General features: G+C 69.9%; 14 protein-coding genes. 7 read left to right on the forward strand and 7 right to left on the reverse strand.

Annotation, left to right across the window (positions count from 1 at the left end; all coding sequences use genetic code 11):
* A partial coding sequence (locus ACZ69M_RS46365; RefSeq protein ID WP_470059757.1) for a PHP domain-containing protein occupies nucleotides 1-1181 on the reverse strand: 1181 nt, incomplete at its 3' end.
* Nucleotides 1182-1505: 324 nt separating this feature from the next.
* Between ACZ69M_RS46365 and ACZ69M_RS46370 the strand changes: the two genes are divergently transcribed.
* The 5 genes from ACZ69M_RS46370 to ACZ69M_RS46390 all read left to right on the forward strand — a co-directional run bounded on the left by ACZ69M_RS46370 (nucleotide 1506) and on the right by ACZ69M_RS46390 (nucleotide 6745).
* Nucleotides 1506-2849, forward strand: coding sequence for a DUF2252 domain-containing protein (locus ACZ69M_RS46370; RefSeq protein WP_097284298.1), 1344 nt, complete (start codon nucleotides 1506-1508; stop codon nucleotides 2847-2849).
* A 92-nt stretch (nucleotides 2850-2941) separates the two neighbouring features.
* Nucleotides 2942-3628 (forward strand): hypothetical protein, encoded by a 687-nt coding sequence (locus ACZ69M_RS46375; protein WP_470059758.1) that lies wholly within the window; start codon nucleotides 2942-2944, stop codon nucleotides 3626-3628.
* Nucleotides 3629-3721: 93 nt separating this feature from the next.
* A complete protein-coding gene (locus ACZ69M_RS46380; protein ID WP_470059759.1) occupies nucleotides 3722-4531 on the forward strand; it encodes a thioredoxin domain-containing protein in 810 nt (269 codons plus the stop codon).
* A gap of 92 nt (nucleotides 4532-4623) precedes the next feature.
* A complete protein-coding gene (locus tag ACZ69M_RS46385; RefSeq protein WP_470059760.1) occupies nucleotides 4624-6294 on the forward strand; it encodes an alkaline phosphatase D family protein in 1671 nt (556 codons plus the stop codon).
* Nucleotides 6295-6391: 97 nt separating this feature from the next.
* Nucleotides 6392-6745, forward strand: coding sequence for a hypothetical protein (locus ACZ69M_RS46390; RefSeq protein ID WP_470059761.1), 354 nt, complete (start codon nucleotides 6392-6394; stop codon nucleotides 6743-6745).
* Between the two features lie 124 nt (nucleotides 6746-6869).
* On the opposite strand, the gene ACZ69M_RS46395 is transcribed toward ACZ69M_RS46390, so the two are convergent.
* On the reverse strand, nucleotides 6870-7439 hold the full coding sequence (locus tag ACZ69M_RS46395; protein ID WP_095858141.1) for a dienelactone hydrolase family protein: 570 nt from the start codon (nucleotides 7437-7439) through the stop codon (nucleotides 6870-6872).
* A gap of 99 nt (nucleotides 7440-7538) precedes the next feature.
* On the opposite strand from ACZ69M_RS46395, the gene ACZ69M_RS46400 reads away from it, so the two are divergent.
* Entirely contained in the window at nucleotides 7539-8690 is a 1152-nt protein-coding gene (locus tag ACZ69M_RS46400) for a mechanosensitive ion channel family protein (protein ID WP_470059762.1), read from the forward strand.
* Nucleotides 8691-8824: 134 nt separating this feature from the next.
* Here the strand turns inward: ACZ69M_RS46400 and ACZ69M_RS46405 are convergent, their stop codons facing one another.
* From ACZ69M_RS46405 to ACZ69M_RS46425, 5 genes are all read right to left on the reverse strand, one after another.
* Nucleotides 8825-10411, reverse strand: a complete 1587-nt coding sequence (locus ACZ69M_RS46405) for a Na+/H+ antiporter (RefSeq protein WP_470059763.1) — start codon at nucleotides 10409-10411, stop codon at nucleotides 8825-8827.
* 108 nt (nucleotides 10412-10519) lie between these two features.
* On the reverse strand, nucleotides 10520-11008 hold the full coding sequence (locus ACZ69M_RS46410) for a GNAT family N-acetyltransferase (protein WP_470059764.1): 489 nt from the start codon (nucleotides 11006-11008) through the stop codon (nucleotides 10520-10522).
* Nucleotides 11005-11949, reverse strand: a complete 945-nt coding sequence (locus ACZ69M_RS46415) for an RluA family pseudouridine synthase (protein ID WP_075026380.1) — start codon at nucleotides 11947-11949, stop codon at nucleotides 11005-11007. The genes ACZ69M_RS46410 and ACZ69M_RS46415 overlap by 4 nt, the downstream gene beginning before the upstream one ends.
* A 117-nt stretch (nucleotides 11950-12066) precedes the next feature.
* Complete coding sequence (lspA, locus tag ACZ69M_RS46420; RefSeq protein WP_470059765.1) at nucleotides 12067-12675, reverse strand: signal peptidase II; 609 nt, start codon at nucleotides 12673-12675, stop codon at nucleotides 12067-12069.
* Between the two features lie 92 nt (nucleotides 12676-12767).
* The gene (locus tag ACZ69M_RS46425; RefSeq protein ID WP_470059766.1) at nucleotides 12768-13712 is read right to left on the reverse strand and encodes a TraR/DksA family transcriptional regulator; all 945 of its coding nucleotides are present in this window, start codon (nucleotides 13710-13712) and stop codon (nucleotides 12768-12770) included.
* Nucleotides 13713-14342: 630 nt separating this feature from the next.
* Between ACZ69M_RS46425 and ileS the strand changes: the two genes are divergently transcribed.
* Nucleotides 14343-17486, forward strand: a complete 3144-nt coding sequence (gene ileS, locus ACZ69M_RS46430) for an isoleucine--tRNA ligase (RefSeq protein ID WP_470059767.1) — start codon at nucleotides 14343-14345, stop codon at nucleotides 17484-17486.
* Nucleotides 17487-17609: the final 123 nt, after the last annotated feature.

Below are 17609 nucleotides of genomic sequence, written 5' to 3' on the forward strand. Positions count from 1 at the left end.
TCGGTGATGCCCATGGCGTACGCGACGATCGATCCGGCCGCCGAGCCACGGCCCGGGCCCACGGCGATGCCCTGCTTCTTGGCCCACATGATGAAGTCGGCGACGACGAGGAAGTACCCCGGGAACCCCATCTGGATGATGACGTCCATCTCGTACTCGGCCTGCTTCTGGCGGTCGTCGGGGACGCCGCCGGGGAAGCGGCGCTCCATGCCGATGCGCACCTCCTCCTGGAACCAGGTGACCTCGGTGTAGCCCTCGGGGATGTCGAACTTCGGCATGAGGTTCTTCGCCTCGAACATGCCGGTGGTGTCGATCTGCTCGGCCACCAGGAGGGTGTTGGCGCAGCCCTGCTGCCAGGCGTCCGAGGAGTCGACGGCGTACATCTCGTCCGTGGACTTGAGGTAGTAGCCCGTGCCGTCGAAGCGGAAGCGGTCCGGGTCGGAGAGGTTCTTGCCGGTCTGGATGCACAGCAGGGCGTCGTGGGCGGTCGCCTCGTGCGCGTACGTGTAGTGCGAGTCGTTCGTCACCAGGGGCGGGATGCCGAGCTTCTTGCCGATCTCCAGGAGTCCGTCGCGGACCCGGCGCTCGATCTCGATGCCGTGGTCCATCAGCTCCAGGAAGTAGCGGTCCTTGCCGAAGATGTCCTGGTACTCGGCGGCCGCCTTCAGGGCCTCGTCGTACTGGCCGAGGCGCAGGCGGGTCTGGAGCTCGCCGGAGGGGCAGCCGGTGGAGGCGATGAGCCCCTCGGACCACTGGGAGATGGTCTCCTTGTCCATCCGGGGCCACTTCTGGAGCCAGCCCTCGGCGTACGCGTCCGAGGAGAGCTTGAAGAGGTTGTGCAGGCCGGTCCGGTTCGCCGCCCAGATCGTCTTGTGCGTATAACCACCCGAACCGGACACGTCGTCGCGCTTCTGGTGCGGCTGGCCCCACTGGATCTTGCGCTTGTTGCGCCGGGACTCCGGGGCGACGTACGCCTCGATGCCGATGATCGGTGTGACGCCCGCCTTCTTCGCCGTGTGGAAGAAGTCGTAGGCCCCGTGAAGGTTGCCATGGTCACTCATGGCGATGTGCGTCATGCCCATCTCATTGCAGGCATTGAACATGTCCTTGAGCCGCGCGGCACCGTCCAGCAGCGAGTACTGGGTATGGACGTGCAGGTGCGTGAACGGCGGCTTTGACACGGCTTCGGCCTCCAAGAAGAACAATCGTCGACAGGCTGCGGACAGTCTGGGGGGACAGCGTCGAAGTCTATGACGCGCCACTGACACTGGAGACGAACACTGGGCGCGAAGCGCCTCAATGAGGGGCGGTGGCCGGGTGACGGGCGGGCCCGTCACCCGTACCTTCATCCGGGGCGCGGGGCACGCGCGCGTACCGTTCGTCCCCGGCGCGCGGGCACTCCCGCGTACCTTCGTCCGTTGGGAGGGGACGGAAGCAACCGTCCCGGCGGACGGACACGTCCTTCCCCCATGTCAAGCACCACCTGCACCAGGAGGCACCCAGCGATGTCGGTCCCGCAGCTCAGCGCCGAGCAACGCGGCGAGCAGATCCTCGCCGTCTTCGACACCGCCTTCGGCGAGCTCCTGGCCGCCGACCCGGCCGCGTTCCGCGTCAAGTTCCGCAAGATGGCGGCCTCCGCCTTCGCGTTCTACCGGGGCACGGCGGGCCTCTTCTACCACGACCTCACCGCGGAGATCGGGTTCGGACCGAGGCGCGGCGGACCGTACCTGGACGAGCGCACCTCCCGTGTGTGGATCCACGGCGACCTGCACGCCGAGAACTTCGGCACGTACATGGACGCCAACGGCCGCCTGATCTTCAACGTGAACGACTTCGACGAGGCGTACGTCGGCCCCTTCACCTGGGACCTCAAGCGTTTCGCCGCCTCCGTGGCCCTCATCGGGTACGCGAAGGCGCTCAGTGACGACCAGATCACCGAGCTGGTGAAGGTGTACGCGGCGGCCTATCGCGAGCGCATCCACGCCCTGGCCACCGGCGCCAAGAGCGACGAGGTGCCTCCCTTCACCCTGGACACGGCCGAGGGCCCGCTCCTGGACGCGCTGCGTGACGCCCGCTCGCTGACCCGCTTCGGGCTGCTGGACTCGATGACCGAGATCCGCGACTTCGAGCGCCGCTTCGCGCCCGGCGGCGGCTCCATCGAGCTCGACGCGGCCACCCGCTACAAGGTGCTCGCGGCCTTCGACGGCTACCTGGAGACGCTCCCCGAGTCCTCCCTGGCCCGCCCCGACTCCTACCGGGTGAAGGACGTCGTCGGCCGCCGCGGCATCGGCATCGGCTCCGCCGGACTGCCTTCGTACAACATCCTTCTGGAGGGCAACAGCGACGCCCTGGAGAACGATGTCGTGATCTACATCAAGCAGGCCCAGACCCCGGCCGTCTCCCGGCACATCACGGACTCCTCGATCCGCGAGTACTTCCAGCACGAGGGCCACCGCACGGTGATCTCCCAGCGCGCCCTGCAGGCACACGCCGACCCGTGGCTGGGCTGGACCGAGCTGGACGGCGCCGGCCAGCTGGTCGCCGAGGTCTCGCCGTACGCGGTGGACCTGGACTGGGGCGACATCGACGACCCGGAGGAGATCGCCTCGGTCGTCGCCGACCTCGGCCGGGCCACGGCCACCATGCACGCCGCGGCCGACGACGAGAGCGGCCACTCGGAGCTGGTCCCGTTCTCCACCGAGCGGGCCATCGACGCGGCGATCGCCGCCGACGAGGACGGCTTCTCGGGCCTCCTGGTGGACTTCGCGCACAGCTACGGCGCACGCGCGCGTGCCGACCACCAGATCTTCGTCGACCTGTTCCGCAACGGCCGGATCCCGGGCCTGTAGGCACCCCGGACGACGGACCCACAACGCTCCCGTAACACATAGGAACCCTTTAGGGGGCCCTTACGGGAGCGCGTGGGACACTCGGCTCCGCTATGGACATACCCGGGACCCAGCTCAGAGCCGTGCGCGCGGCACTGTTCACGGCTGTCGTCGTGACGCTCTCCACCGCGTCGCACGTGCTGCTGTCCCGGGTCCCGCTGCCGCTGGGCACCCTGGCGGCGATCGCCGTGGCCGTCTTCGTCATCGCCTACGCGCTGGCGGGCCGCGAGCGCGGCTTCGGCCGGATCGCCGCCCTGCTCATCCCGCTGGAGCTGACCGCCGACACCGTGTTCACCACGGGCCAGCACGTCTGTTACGGCAGGGCGGGCGGCCCCGTCGCGGGCCCGCTGCGCTCGGTCGGCTTCGACGTGCTGTGCGGCGGCGGCAGCGTGGGCACCCCGCTGGCCCACGTGACCGGCGGCAGCGGCGGCCGTGCCGCCACCCTGCTCGCGCAGACCGACCCGGCCGCCGCCTGGCTGCTGCTCGCCGCCCATGTCAGCGTCGGGCTGCTCGCGGCCGCCTGGCTGCGCCGCGGCGACCGCGCCCTGGACCAGCTGCTGCGCGCGGTGGCCGCGGCCACCTTCCGGCCCCTGCTGATCGCGGTCGCCGCGGTGACCGTACGGCTCGCCCCGGTACGCCGGCTGCCGCGCCCCGCGCGCCGGAGCGCGGGCGCCCGCACCCGCCTGTTCGTGCACTCCCTGGGACGGCGTGGACCGCCGCTCTCGGCCGCTTTCGCCTGAACATCGCTTCCGCGCGACAGCCCTTGAGCACCAGCAGTCCCCCATACGTATCCCGCGTACGACGTGTGCGCGTCCCCCATGGAGATCACCAACATGAGCAAGCGAAACAGCCAGGCGGCGAAGACGGCGGCCCGGGAGAAGCTGCGCCTCGAGCGCGAGCGCCAGGCCAAGCGTGACAAGGTCAAGCGCCAGGCCATCGTGGCCGGCTCCATCGTCGCCGTCCTCGCGATAGCCGGTGGCGTCGGCTACGCGGTCGTGCAGAACAACAAGCCGAGCTACTGGGCGGGCCTGAAGGACGCCAAGGTCGTCGCCCCGGCCAACACCACCGGCACCAAGGGCACCACCGTCGTCATCGGCAAGAGCACCGCCAAGAAGACCCTCAAGGTCTACGAGGACCCGCGCTGCCCGGTCTGCGCCCAGTTCGAGCAGACCGTCGGCTCGACCGTGAAGAAGGACATCGACGACGGCAAGTTCAAGTTCCAGTACGTCGGCGCCACGTTCATCGACGACAAGGACAACGGCCAGGGCTCCAAGAACGCGCTGAGCGCCCTCGGCGCCGCGCTGAACGTCAGCTCCGAGGCGTTCCTCGAGTACAAGACCGCGCTGTACTCGGCGAAGTGGCACCCGGACGAGACGACCGACAAGTTCAAGGACGACGCCTACCTCCTCAAGGCCGCCGACACCGTTCCCGCGCTGAAGGGCAACACCGCGTTCCAGAACGCGGTGAAGAAGGGCACCTACGACGCCTGGGCGATGGCCATGTCGAAGACCTTCGACGACAACAAGGAGGGTGTGACCGGCACCCCGGGCTTCGTCATGGACGGCAAGCAGCTCAACGGCGGCACCCCGCTCCTGACGGTGGCCGACTTCGACAAGGTGGTGGACGCGGCCCTCAAGGGCTGACGCCGACGGGGAATCCGGCCTCCGCGTGAAGAGCGGGCGAACTTTCGTGGTTCGCCCGTTCTCGCGCGTACCGATCAGTAACCTGTTCGGTCGTGACCAGTCGATACAGATCATCCGAGGCGTCCCAGGGCCTCAACTCTCCCTCGCCCCGCCGCCGTACGGTCGTCAAGGCCGCGGCGGCGACCGCTGTCCTGGCCGGCCCGCTCGTCGCCGCCCTGCCGGCCCGCGCCGCCGCGGACGCCCCCGCCTTCCTGCACGGCGTCGCCTCCGGCGACCCGCTCCCGGACGGCGTCCTGCTGTGGACCCGGGTGACGCCCACCTCCGCGGCGATACCCGGCTCCGGCGTCGGCCCCGACACCGAAGTCAGCTGGATCGTCGCCAAGGACAAGGCGTTCACCACGATCGTCTCCAAGGGGTCCCTCACCGCGACGGCCGCCTCCGACCACACCGTGAAGGCGGACATCCGCGGCCTGGAACCGGCCACGGACTACTGGTTCCGCTTCTCCGCGGGCGGCACCGACTCGCCCGTCGCCCGCACCCGCACCGCCCCGGCCGCCAACGCCGCCGTGGCGGGCCTGCGCTTCGGCGTCGTCACCTGTGCCAACTGGGAGGCGGGCTACTTCTCGTCGTACCGCCATCTCGCGGCCCGCAGCGACCTGGATGCCTGGCTGCATCTCGGGGACTACATCTACGAGTACAAGTCCGGCGAGTACGCGGCGCGCGGCACGGTCGTCCGGCCGCACTCCCCCGCGAACGAGATCATCACCCTCGCCGACTACCGCACCCGGCACGGCAAGTACAAGACCGACCCGGACCTCCAGGCCCTGCACCACAAGGCGCCGGTCGTGGCGATCTGGGACGACCACGAGTTCGCCGACAACGCCTGGTCCGGCGGCGCGGTCAACCACACCGAGGGCGCCGAGGGTACCTGGACGGCGCGTCAGGCCGCGGCGAAGCAGGCCTACTTCGAGTGGATGCCGGTACGCCCGGCGATCGAGGGCACCACCTACCGCCGGCTGCGCTTCGGCAAGCTCGCCGACCTCTCCCTGCTCGACCTGCGGTCCTTCCGCTCCCAGCAGGCGTCCACGGCCAGCGGCACGGTCGACGACCCGGACCGTACGATCACGGGCCGGGCCCAACTCGACTGGCTGAAGGCCGGGCTGAAGGCGTCCGACACCACCTGGCGGCTGGTCGGCAACTCGGTGATGATCGCGCCGTTCGTCATCGGCTCGCTCACCGCCGACCTGCTCAAGCCGCTCGCCAAGCTGCTGGACCTGCCGCAGGACGGCATCGGCGTCAACACCGACCAGTGGGACGGCTACACCGACGACCGCCGTGAACTCCTCGCGCATCTGCGCTCGAACGCGATCGGCAACACGGTGTTCCTCACCGGCGACATCCACATGTCCTGGGCCAACGACGTGCCGGTGGACGCCGGGACGTACCCGCTGTCCGCGTCGGCCGCCACCGAGTTCGTGATCACCTCGGTGACCTCCGACAACCTCGACGACATCGTGAAGGTCCCCGAGGGCACGGTCTCCGCGATCGCCGCCCCGCTCATCCAGATCGCCAACCGGCACGTCCACTGGGTCGACACCGACCGCCACGGATACGGCGTCCTGGACATCACCGCCGACCGCGCGCAGATGGACTACTACGTCCTGTCCGACCGCACGAACGCCAACGCGACCTCGTCCTGGGCCCGTTCGTACCGCACGCGCACCGGAACCCAGAAGGTCGAGCGCACCTACGACCCGGTATAGAAAACAATTCCGGGCGTCGGGAAGATCTTGATAGCGTCGGGCGCATTGTCTGATCGTCATACAGACGGTCCGTCAGTTCTGTCACGATTGGAGTCACATGGCCACCCCCCAAAGTGTCCTGACGAAGACCGCAGTACTCGGCGCCGCCCTGGCGCTCGCCGGACTCACCGCCACATCCGCCGAGGCGCAGGAAGCCACGGCGACAGCGGCACCGGCGTTCGTCAACCTGACGACGGCCGAGAGCTCTCCCATATACGCCCAGCCCACCTCCTCGTCGACGAGGTACCGCACGGAGCCGCGGGGCACGACCCTGCGGATCCAGTGCTCGACCACCAAGACCCCCTCGGGGGAGCGGTGGTTCAGGATCTACGACTCCAAGCCGACGTCCTGGGTGTGGTCCGGTCACTTCCCGTCGCTGGTGCACCCGCCCAAGGAGTGCTTCCCGGGCTAGGTTCTCCGACGTTCCACAACGCCGGTAGTCGCAGTTGACCGAAGTTGAACAGGCGGGCCCGGGTCGTCCAACAGATGCCCCGGGCCCGTCTGTTGAAAGCCCCTCGCCCCGGTGCGGCGGACCGCTACAGCGAGTCGAGGAAGCCGAGCGCCACCCGCCAGGTGGCCTCGGCGGCCTCCTCGTCGTAGTCGGGCAGGTCGGGGTCGGTGTACAGGTGCCCGGCACCCGCGTACCGGTAGATCTCCACGTCCGCCCCTGCCCGCTGCATCTGCAGGTACCAGGCGCTCAGCCAGTCGTCCGTCTCGAACGGGTCCGGCTCCGCCACGTGCAGCTGGACCGGCAGCTCGTCCACCGACGCGCTCTCGGCGATGTCCGACGTGCCGTGCAGGAGCAGCAGCCCAAGGGCCTTCTCGTCGCCGAGCGCCAGGGTCTGCGCGATGGAGGCGCCGAGCGAGAACCCCGCGTACACCAGGCCGCGCTCGGAGTAGGGGGCGGCGGCCAGGACGGCGCGTCTGAGCAGCTCCTCCTTGCCGATCCCGTCGTTGAAGGCCATGCCCTCCTCCACGGTCTCGAAGGTGCGGCCCTCGAAGAGGTCCGGCGTCCACACCTCGTGCCCCGCGGCACGCAGCCGGTCGGCCGCCGCGCGCACCGCGGGCCGGGGCCCGTAGGTCGAGTGAAAGAGCATGATGTTCATGCGCCCCATGGTGCCAGCCAGGACTGACAGCCCTGGATCGAGGACCGGGGACCAGGGCGACATGTTCAGGTCGGCCCCAAGCCGGTTACGGTCTCAGGCATGGAGAACGTACTGCGTCCCCTGATCGTCGTCGGTGGCTCGGTCGTGCTCACGCTGCTCATCGGATGGGCCGTGGACCGCGTACTGCGCAAGGCCGACGCCCGACACCAGGAAACCTCCCTGTGGGGCCTGCTGCGCCGCGCACGGGTCCCCTTCCAGCTCGTGCTGTTCGCCGCCCTGCTGCGCGGCTCGTACGACCAGGCGAAGCTGCTCGTGGAACACCGGGTCGGCGTCGGCCGCGCCCTGACCCTCATCCTCATCGGGTCCGCCGCGTGGCTCGTGATCCGCATCGCGACGGCGATCGTCGAGACCTCCTACACCCGCTATGCCAACGCCCACCGCGACCCGGCGCGGGTGCGCCGGGTGCGCACGCAAGTGACGCTGATCCAACGGGTGGTGTCCGCGGTCGTCGCCGTGGTGGCCGTCGCCTCGATGCTGCTCACCTTTCCCGCGATGCGCGCGGCCGGTGCCTCGCTGCTGGCCTCGGCCGGCATCCTCGGCATCGTCGCCGGTGTCGCCGCCCAGTCCACGCTGGCGAATCTCTTCGCCGGGCTGCAGATCGCCTTCGGCGACATGGTGCGCCTCGGCGACACGGTCGTGGTGGACGGCGAGTGGGGCACCGTCGAGGAGATCACACTGACGTTCCTGACGGTACGCACATGGGACGAGCGCCGGATCACGATGCCGGTCTCGTACTTCACATCCAAGCCCTTCGAGAACTGGTCCCGTGGCACCCCCCAGATGACCGGCATCGTCTTCTTCCACGTCGACCACTCGGCGCCCGTCGAGGCGATGCGCGAGCAGCTCCGCGACATCCTGCGCGAGTGCCCGGCCTGGGACGGCCGCGACTACGGCCTCGCCGTGACCGACTCCACCCCCAACACCATGCAGGTGCGCGCCCTGGTGACCGCGAAGGACGCGGACGACATCTGGACGGTACGGGTCACGGTGCGCGAGCGCATGATCCGCTGGCTCACCGACGTGCACCCCTACGCCCTCCCCCGCGTCAACACGGCCGAGGCGATCCTGCCCCTGAACTGGCCCAACGGCCGCCCCCACCGCCCGGACCACGACGACACCGACGACGCGATAACCGCCCCCACGACCCCCCACACCCCCGACCCCCCACGAACGGGCCCAGGCCGAGCCTGACCACCCCAGGCCGCAGGCCGCGCAGAGTATCCGTGTGCCTCTCCCCCGCGGCCGCCGACGGCGCATCACCCCCACAGGCGACCGTCACTTGTCAGCGGGGTGGAAACGGGCGGTGCGCGGGCGGGAGAACACTCTCAACGCAAACTGCGGACGTCCAGGTGCCGCAGCACCCGGTCCACGATCTCCGGATCCGCCCCCGGCTCACTCCGCGCCGACAACACCTCATGCCGCGCCGCGCTCAGCATCTCCCCCTGAATCCGCCGCAACCGCTTCACCCGGCGAGCCCGCTGCTCATGCGCCTCCCGCCGCTCCTCGTCCCCCAGATCCGGACTGATCCGCGCCCCGATGTCGAAGGCCCGCCGAATCAGCTGCTCGGACAGCTCCTCCGGCAGCTCCTCCACCTCCTCGATCTCCTTGAGCCTCCGCTTCGCCGCCTTCGCCGCCCGAACCGCCAGCTCCTTCTCGAACGCCTTCTCGACATCCTCGTCGGCCCGCACCCCGAGCCTGCGCACCAGCCACGGCAGCGTGAGCCCCTGGAGCACCAGCGTGGCCATGATCACGCCGAACGCGATGAAGATGATCTCGTCCCGGTCGGGAAACGGCGACCCGTCGTCCATCTTCAGCGGAATGGCCAGCGCGAGGGCCACGGAGGCGACTCCCCGCATCCCCGACCACCACATGATCACGGTCTCCCGCCACGAGGTCGGAATCTCCTCGTCGTAGTCCCGTTTCGCGTGCAGCCGTTTCGTGAGCCACGTCGCCGGCATCAGATACGCCAGCCGTACGAACACCACGACGGCGACGATCGCGGCGGCCCAGCCCAGCATCTCGCCCCACCGCCCCGACGCCGTCCTGATCGCGTTGTGCAGCTCGAGCCCGATCAGCCCGAACGCGACCCCGGTGACCAGCGTGTCCACCACGTCCCAGAACGTGTACCCGGCGAGCCGCGTCAGGACGTCGTCGGCATCGGTGGCGTACTCCGCGAGGAACAGCGCGGTGGTGAGCACGGCGAGCACCCCCGACCCGTGCAGCTCCTCCGCCAGGACGTACGACGCGAAGGGCACCAGCAGCGTCATCCCGATCTGCAGCGTGGCGTCACCGAGCAGCGACATCAGCTTGTTCGCCGCCCACCCCAGCGCCAGCCCGACGGCGACCGCGACCACGGCGGACAGCACGAGATCGAGCCCGGCCCGCCACGGCGAGAAGGTGCCGCTCACGGCGGCGGCGATCGCGACGTGGTAGAGCACGATGGCCGTCACGTCGTTGAAAAGCCCCTCGCCCTCCAGGATCGACACCAGTCGGCGGGGCAGCCCGAGTTGCCCCGCGACGGCCGTGGCGGCGACCGGGTCGGGCGGCGCCACCAGCGCGCCCAGGGCGACGGCGGCGGCGATCGGCAGCCCCGGCACGATGGCGCCGGCGACGAAGGCCACGACCGCCGTGGTGACGAACACCAGCGCCACGGCGAGCAGGAAGATCGGCCGTTTGTTGGCGGCGAACTGTCTCCACGAGGTGCGTCGCACCGAGGCGTACAGCAGCGGAGGCAGCAGCAGGGGCAGGATCAGCTCCGGCGGGACGTCCACGTTGGGCACGAAGTCCAGCACGGCCAGCACGATCCCGAAGAGCGTCATCAGGACAGGCGCCGGCAGTCCGAACCGGTCCCCCACCGGGACGCTCACCACGGCCCCGAGCAGCAGCACGAACAACAGGGCCAACTGATCCACGGTCAGCGCTCCGGCAAGGTCTAGGCGATCAAGGAAGAGCCAGACCTCAAGCGTGCCACGCGCCTATGACAATGCCCTCCCGGCAACCCGCGTGCGACGAACCCCGTCTCACACGGCCTTGCGCATCGCCCGGTGGTCGATCCCGGCGTCGAGGAACTCCTCGCCGTACGCCACGTACCCGAGCCGCTCGTAGAAGCCCATCGCCTGCGTCTGCGCGTGCAGGTCCACCGCCGCGAGGCCACGCGCGCGTGCCGCGTCCTCGATGGCCCGTACGAGGGCCACGCCGACGCCGAGCCCACGCGCCACCTTCGTCACGGCGAGCCGGCCGAGCGAGCCGACCGTCAGGTCGCCGTCGGTCTTCGCGGCGGCCTCCGGGCCGTACAGAAGCCGTCCGGTGCCCAGCGGCACCCCGTCCTCGCGGATCGCCAGCACATGCAGGGCACCCGCGTCGTACGCGTCGTACTCGATGTCCTCGGGGACGCCCTGTTCGCCGACGAAGACCTCCTTGCGCACCGCGAAGCACGCCTCGCGGTCCGCGACGTCCTCGGCCACCCGCACCACGTAGGCGCCGTCCCGCGCCCCGTCCGAGCCGCTCACGCGTAGCTCTCCTCACGCACCTTGTCGAGCGCCTTCTGCAGGTCCTCGGGGTAGTCGCTCTCGAACTCCGCCCACTGCCCGTCCCCGGGGTGCTCGAAGCCGAGCCGCACCGCGTGCAGCCACTGCCGGGTCAGACCGAGCCGCTTGGCGATCGTCGGGTCCGCGCCGTAGGTCAGGTCCCCCACGCAGGGGTGACGGTGGGCCGCCATGTGGACACGGATCTGGTGGGTGCGGCCGGTCTCCAGCTTGATGTCGAGCAGGCTGGCCGCCCGGAAGGCCTCGATCAGGTCGTAGTGCGTGACGGACGGCTTGCCCTCGGCCGTCACCGCCCACTTGTAGTCGTGGTTCGGGTGCCGGCCGATGGGTGCGTCGATGGTGCCGCTCATCGGGTCGGGGTGCCCCTGGACCAGCGCGTTGTACCGCTTGTCGACCGTGCGTTCCTTGAACTGCCGCTTCAGCGAGGTGTACGCGCGCTCCGACTTGGCCACGACCATCAGCCCGGAGGTGCCGACGTCCAGCCGGTGCACGATGCCCTGCCGCTCGGCGGCACCGGAGGTCGAGATGCGGTACCCGGCCGCCGCGAGGCCGCCGATCACTGTCGGACCGCTCCAGCCGGGGCTCGGGTGCGCGGCCACACCGACCGGCTTGATGATCACCACGATGTCGTCGTCGTCGTGCACGATCTCCATGCCCTCGACGGGCTCGGCGACGACCTGCACGGGGGCGGGAGCCTGCGGCATCTCCACTTCGAGCCAGGCACCGCCGTGCACCCGCTCGGACTTTCCGACCACCGAGCCGTCGACCGTGACCTTCCCCGCCGCGGCGAGCTCGGCGGCCTTCGTGCGGGAGAAGCCGAACATACGGGAGATGGCGGCGTCGACGCGCTCGCCCTCCAGGCCGTCGGGCACGGGCAGGTTGCGGATCTCGGGAATGGTGCTCACCCGTCGAGTATGCCGGACGGGTCGGACACCGCCGGACCACCGCCCGAACAGCAGTGCCCGTGGACCTGCCTCCAGACGCCCTTCCAGACGTCCCGTACGCCACTCCGTGCGGGCCGATCAGTCCTTGTGGACCGTGCCGTCCGGGTCGAGCCCGCGGAAGGACAGCAGCACGATCAGGATGCCGCCGCAGACGATCGCCGAGTCGGCCAGGTTGAAGACCGCGAAGTGCTTGGGTGCGATGAAGTCCACGACCGCGCCCTCGAAGATCCCGGGCGCGCGGAAGATCCGGTCGGTCAGGTTGCCGAGCGCACCGCCCAGCAGCAGACCGAGCGCGATCGCCCAGGGCAGGCTGTAGAGCTTGCGCGCGAGCCGCGCGATCACCACGATCACGGCCGCGGCGATCACCGTGAAGATGATCGTGAACGCCTCGCCGAAGCCGAAGGCCGCACCCGCGTTGCGGATCGCCTCGAACCTCAGCCAGTCCCCGATGATCTGGATCGGCGCGTGATGCTCCAGCTTGGCGACCACGATCAGCTTGCTGATCAGGTCGAGGGCGTACGCCAGGGCGGCGACCGTGAACAGGACGGCGACCCTGCGCCTGCCCCTGGGCCCCTCGGCCGGGGCCCCGGTCCCCTCCACGGTCCCTTCCACGCCGGACTGCTCCGGCTCGGCGCCCCCCGCTCCTGGGGTATCCGGCGTACCGATGATGCGCTCCGCCTCTGCCACGTGAGTGAGTCCCTCGACCTAGGTGCCTGACTGAGGACGAGGGTACGGCACACCCCCCGGCGCCCACGTGCGCAGGAGCCCTCCCGCGCGAATCAGTAGCGGCGTTCCTGCTTCTGCTTGCACTCGACGCACAGGGTGGCTCGCGGGAAGGCCTGCATCCGCGCCTTGCCGATGGGATTGCCGCAGTTCTCGCAGAGCCCGTAGGTGCCCGCGTCGAGCCGCTCCAGCGCTCGCTCGGTCTGCTCCAGCATCTCGCGCGCGTTGGCCGCCAGGGCCATCTCGTGCTCGCGTGTGATGTTCTTCGTGCCGGTGTCCGCCTGATCGTCGCCCGCTCCGTCGCCGGAGTCGCGCATCAGGCCCGCGATCGCCTCTTCGGACGACGAGATCTCGGTGCTCAGCCGCAGCGCCTCGGACTGGAGTTCGGCGCGCGCCTCCGCGACCTCGTCCGGGGTCCAGGGGTCCTCACCGGGGCGCACCGCGAGCTCGCCGGGCTCCACCGCGGCGATCCGCGCCTTGGGGACAGCGGTGGGGTTCTGCGCCGCCGTGGCCGTGCCAGGAGTCTTCTTCGCAACCACCGTCGTGGCTCCCGTCGTCTTCGCGGCCTTGGCCGCGCCTTCGGCCGCGGAAGCGACCGACTTCTTCGCCGTACTGGTGCTTTTCCTTGCCGTGCCGCTGCTCTTCCTGGCCACGCTCTTGCCGTCGGCCTTCTTGGCCACCGCCTTCCGGGCGACCGTTTCCTTGGTCACCGCTTCCTTGGCCACGGATTTCTTGGCGACCGCCTTCTTGGCGACCGCTTTCTTGGTGGCTCCCTTCGTAGCGGCCGTTTTCCCGGTGGCCGCCGCCTTCTTGCCGACAGCGGCTTTCGTGGCCGTCTTGGCGGGCGGCTTCGTGGCGGTCTTCGTGGCGGTGTTCACCGGATTGGCCGAGTGCGCCGCGGGCGCCACCGACGCGCTCTTCTTGCCACCCACGTCCTTGGCCGCCGGACCCGTGGATCTGCTGGACGCCGACTGCTGTACGGCGGTCTTCTTCGCCACCATGGCCGCGGCCCCTTCACATATTGTGATTTTGCGCGCAAATCGTGCTGGGACGATAAATCGACTTCTGGTCCGCGGCAACCGGGCGCACCACCGTTTCGTCCGCCCCGCGGGTCCCTCGCGAGGAACCTGCATGCGTTGTGCCCAGCTCCCCGCCGGGTAATCCGCCAGGTCCGGCGTCCCAGGATCCGGACGCCCGTACCTCGCCGTTCGGGTCACCGCGCAGGCCGCGGCACCACCCCGGGCGTCCCCGGCGGCGCACCCCGGAAAACCGGTCGGCCGCTGTCCGCGCGGCGCCGTACACTGGGCGCAGCGAGAAGCGTGGATGGGGACGAGTAGCGGCGTACGCAGCCAGGAGCGACCCGGGGACGGTGGAAGCCCGGGGGCGAGCGCGACGCGAAGATCACCCCGGAGCCGCCGGAAGAAAGCCGCAGCGAGCGAGCAGCGGCCGGTAGAACCGGCATCGCGACCCCAATGAGGGGGCTCACTGGTGCACAGCACGCACCGGGGAGCCAAGGAGGGTGGTACCGCGGGAGCGCGCCGCGCACGGCGTCCGCAGCATCCAGGAGATGGCTGCTCAGGCTCTCGTCCCTCCGGACGGAAGGCAGAAAGTCCGCCGGAGGAAGCTCGCTGATGACAACGCCGACGTACCGCCAGGTGCCCGCCCAGGTCGACCTGCCCGCGCTCGAGCACGCCGTGCTCGACTTCTGGCGCGAGCAGAAGATCTTCGCCAAGAGCCTTGAGCAGTCCGAGGGCCACCCTGAGTGGGTGTTCTACGAGGGCCCGCCCACCGCGAACGGCATGCCGGGCGCCCACCACATCGAGGCGCGCGTCTTCAAGGACGTCTTCCCGCGCTTTCGCACCATGCGCGGCTATCACGTGGCCCGCAAGGCCGGCTGGGACTGCCACGGCCTCCCGGTCGAGCTCGCGGTGGAGAAGGAGCTCGGGTTCACCGGCAAGCAGGACATCGAGGCGTACGGCATCGCCGAGTTCAACGCCAAGTGCCGCGAGTCCGTGACCCGTCACACCGACGCGTTCACCGACCTCACGAACCGCATGGGCTACTGGGTCGACCTGGACGACGCGTACCGCACGATGGACCCCGAGTACGTGGAGTCCGTGTGGTGGTCGCTCAAGGAGATCTTCAACAAGGGTCTGCTGGTCCAGGACTACCGCGTGGCCCCTTGGTGCCCGCGCGACGAGACGGGTCTGTCGGACCACGAGCTGGCACAGGGCTACGAGACGGTCGTCGACCCGTCCGTGTACGTCCGTTTCCCGCTCACCTCCGGTCCGCTGGCCGGCCAGGCCTCGCTCCTGGTGTGGACGACGACCCCGTGGACGCTGGTCTCCAACACCGCGGTCGCCGCGCACCCCGAGGTCACCTACGTCGTCGCGACGAACGGTGAGGAGAAGCTCGTCGTCGCCGCGCCGCTCGTCGAGAAGGCGCTCGGCGAGGGCTGGGAGACCACCGGTGAGACCTTCACCGGCGCCGAGATGGAGCGCTGGACCTATCAACGTCCGTTCGAGCTGGTCGAGTTCCCGGCCGAGGCCCACTACGTGGTCAACGCCGAGTACGTGACGACCGAGGACGGCACGGGTCTGGTCCACCAGTCCCCCGCCTTCGGCGAGGACGACCTGAAGGTCTGCCGGGCATACGGACTGCCGGTGGTGAACCCCGTCCGCCCGAACGGCACCTTCGAGGAGAGCGTTCCGCTCGTCGGCGGTGTCTTCTTCAAGAAGGCGGACGAAAAGCTCACCGAGGACCTCCAGCAGCGCGGTCTGCTCTTCAAGCACATCCCTTACGAGCACAGCTACCCGCACTGCTGGCGCTGCCACACCGCGCTCCTCTACTACGCGCAGCCGTCCTGGTACATCCGCACCACCGCCATCAAGGACCGTCTCCTCCAGGAGAACGAGAAGACCAACTGGTTCCCGGAGTCCGTCAAGCACGGCCGCTTCGGCGACTGGCTGAACAACAACGTCGACTGGGCGCTGTCCCGCAGCCGCTACTGGGGCACCCCGCTCCCGCTGTGGCGCTGTGAGGAAGGCCACCTCACCTGTGTCGGCTCCCGCGCCGAGCTCTCCGAGCTGACGGGCACCGACCAGTCGAACCTGGACCCGCACCGCCCGTTCATCGACGAGGTCACCTTCGCGTGCCCGCAGGACGGCTGCGGGCGGACGGCGACACGTGTGCCGGAGGTCATCGACGCCTGGTACGACTCGGGTTCGATGCCGTTCGCGCAGTGGGGCTACCCGTACAAGAACAAGGAGCTCTTCGAGAGCCGCTACCCGGCGCAGTTCATCTCCGAGGCCATCGACCAGACCCGCGGCTGGTTCTACACCCTCATGGCGGTCGGCACGCTCGTCTTCGACAAGTCGTCGTACGAGAACGTCGTGTGCCTGGGCCACATCCTCGCCGAGGACGGCCGCAAGATGTCCAAGCACCTGGGCAACATCCTGCAGCCGATCCCGCTGATGGATCAGCACGGCGCGGACGCGGTGCGCTGGTTCATGGCGGCCGGCGGCTCCCCCTGGGCGGCCCGCCGCGTCGGCCACGGCACCATCCAGGAGGTGGTGCGCAAGACGCTTCTGACCTACTGGAACACGGTCGCCTTCCAGGCCCTGTACGCCCGCACCTCCGACTGGGCCCCCTCCGAGGCCGATCCGGCCCCGGCCGACCGCCCGGTCCTCGACCGCTGGCTGCTGTCCGAGCTGCACGCGCTCACCGACCAGGTCACCCAGGCACTGGAGGCGTACGACACCCAGCGTGCCGGAAAGCTCCTCTCCGCGTTCGTGGACGACCTCTCGAACTGGTACGTGCGCCGCTCGCGCCGCCGCTTCTGGCAGGGCGACAAGGCCGCGCTGCGCACCCTGCACGAGGTCGTGGAGACGGTCACGCGGCTGATGGCCCCGCTGACCCCGTTCATCACCGAGCGGGTCTGGCAGGACCTGATCGTCCCCGTGACGCCGGGCGCCCCCGAGTCCGTCCACCTGTCCTCGTGGCCGGAGGCGGACCTGTCCGCCATCGACCCGGAGCTGTCGAGGCAGATGGTCCTCGTCCGGCGTCTGGTGGAGCTGGGCCGCGCCACGCGCGCGGAGTCGGGCGTCAAGACGCGCCAGCCGCTGTCCCGCGCGCTGGTCGGGGCGATCGGCTTCGAGTCCCTCGACGGGGAGCTGCACGCGCAGATCACCGAAGAGCTGAATGTCACCTCCCTCGCCTCCCTCTCCGAGGTGGGCGGCTCGCTGGTCGACACCACGGCCAAGGCGAACTTCCGCGCGCTGGGCAAGCGCTTCGGCAAGGGCGTCCAGGCGGTCGCCAAGGTGATCGCCGAGACGGACGCGGCCGCCCTCTCCCTCGCCCTGCGCGAGGGCACCGCCTCGGTGGAGGTCGACGGCGAGACGGTGACGCTGGCCGCGGACGAGGTCATCATCACGGAGACCCCGCGCGAGGGGTGGTCGGTGGCGTCCGACTCGGGTGCCACGGTCGCTCTGGACCTGGAGATCACCGAGGAGCTGCGGCAGGCGGGTCTCGCCCGTGACGCGATCCGGCTGATCCAGGAGGCCCGCAAGAACAGCGGCCTCGACGTGGCCGACCGGATCGCTCTGCGCTGGACGTCCACCGACCCGGCCGTCATCGCCGCCCTGAACGGGCACGCCGCGCTGATCGCCGACGAGGTTCTCGCCACCGACTTCGCCCAGGGCGAGGCCGACGGCACCTACGGCGCCCCGTTCACCGACGAGGGCCTGTCCCTCACCTTCCGCCTCCGCAAGGCGTAGCCCCTGCCCCAGGGGCGTGGGGAACAGCGCGCCCAGCCCCACCGGTCCGCAGCCGAAGAACGAAGGCCGGGGCCCACCAAAGATCTTGGTGGGCCCCGGCCTTCGGCGTTGCGTACCCCGTAC

The sequence above is a fragment of the Streptomyces sp. NPDC107454 genome, from assembly GCF_055582885.1.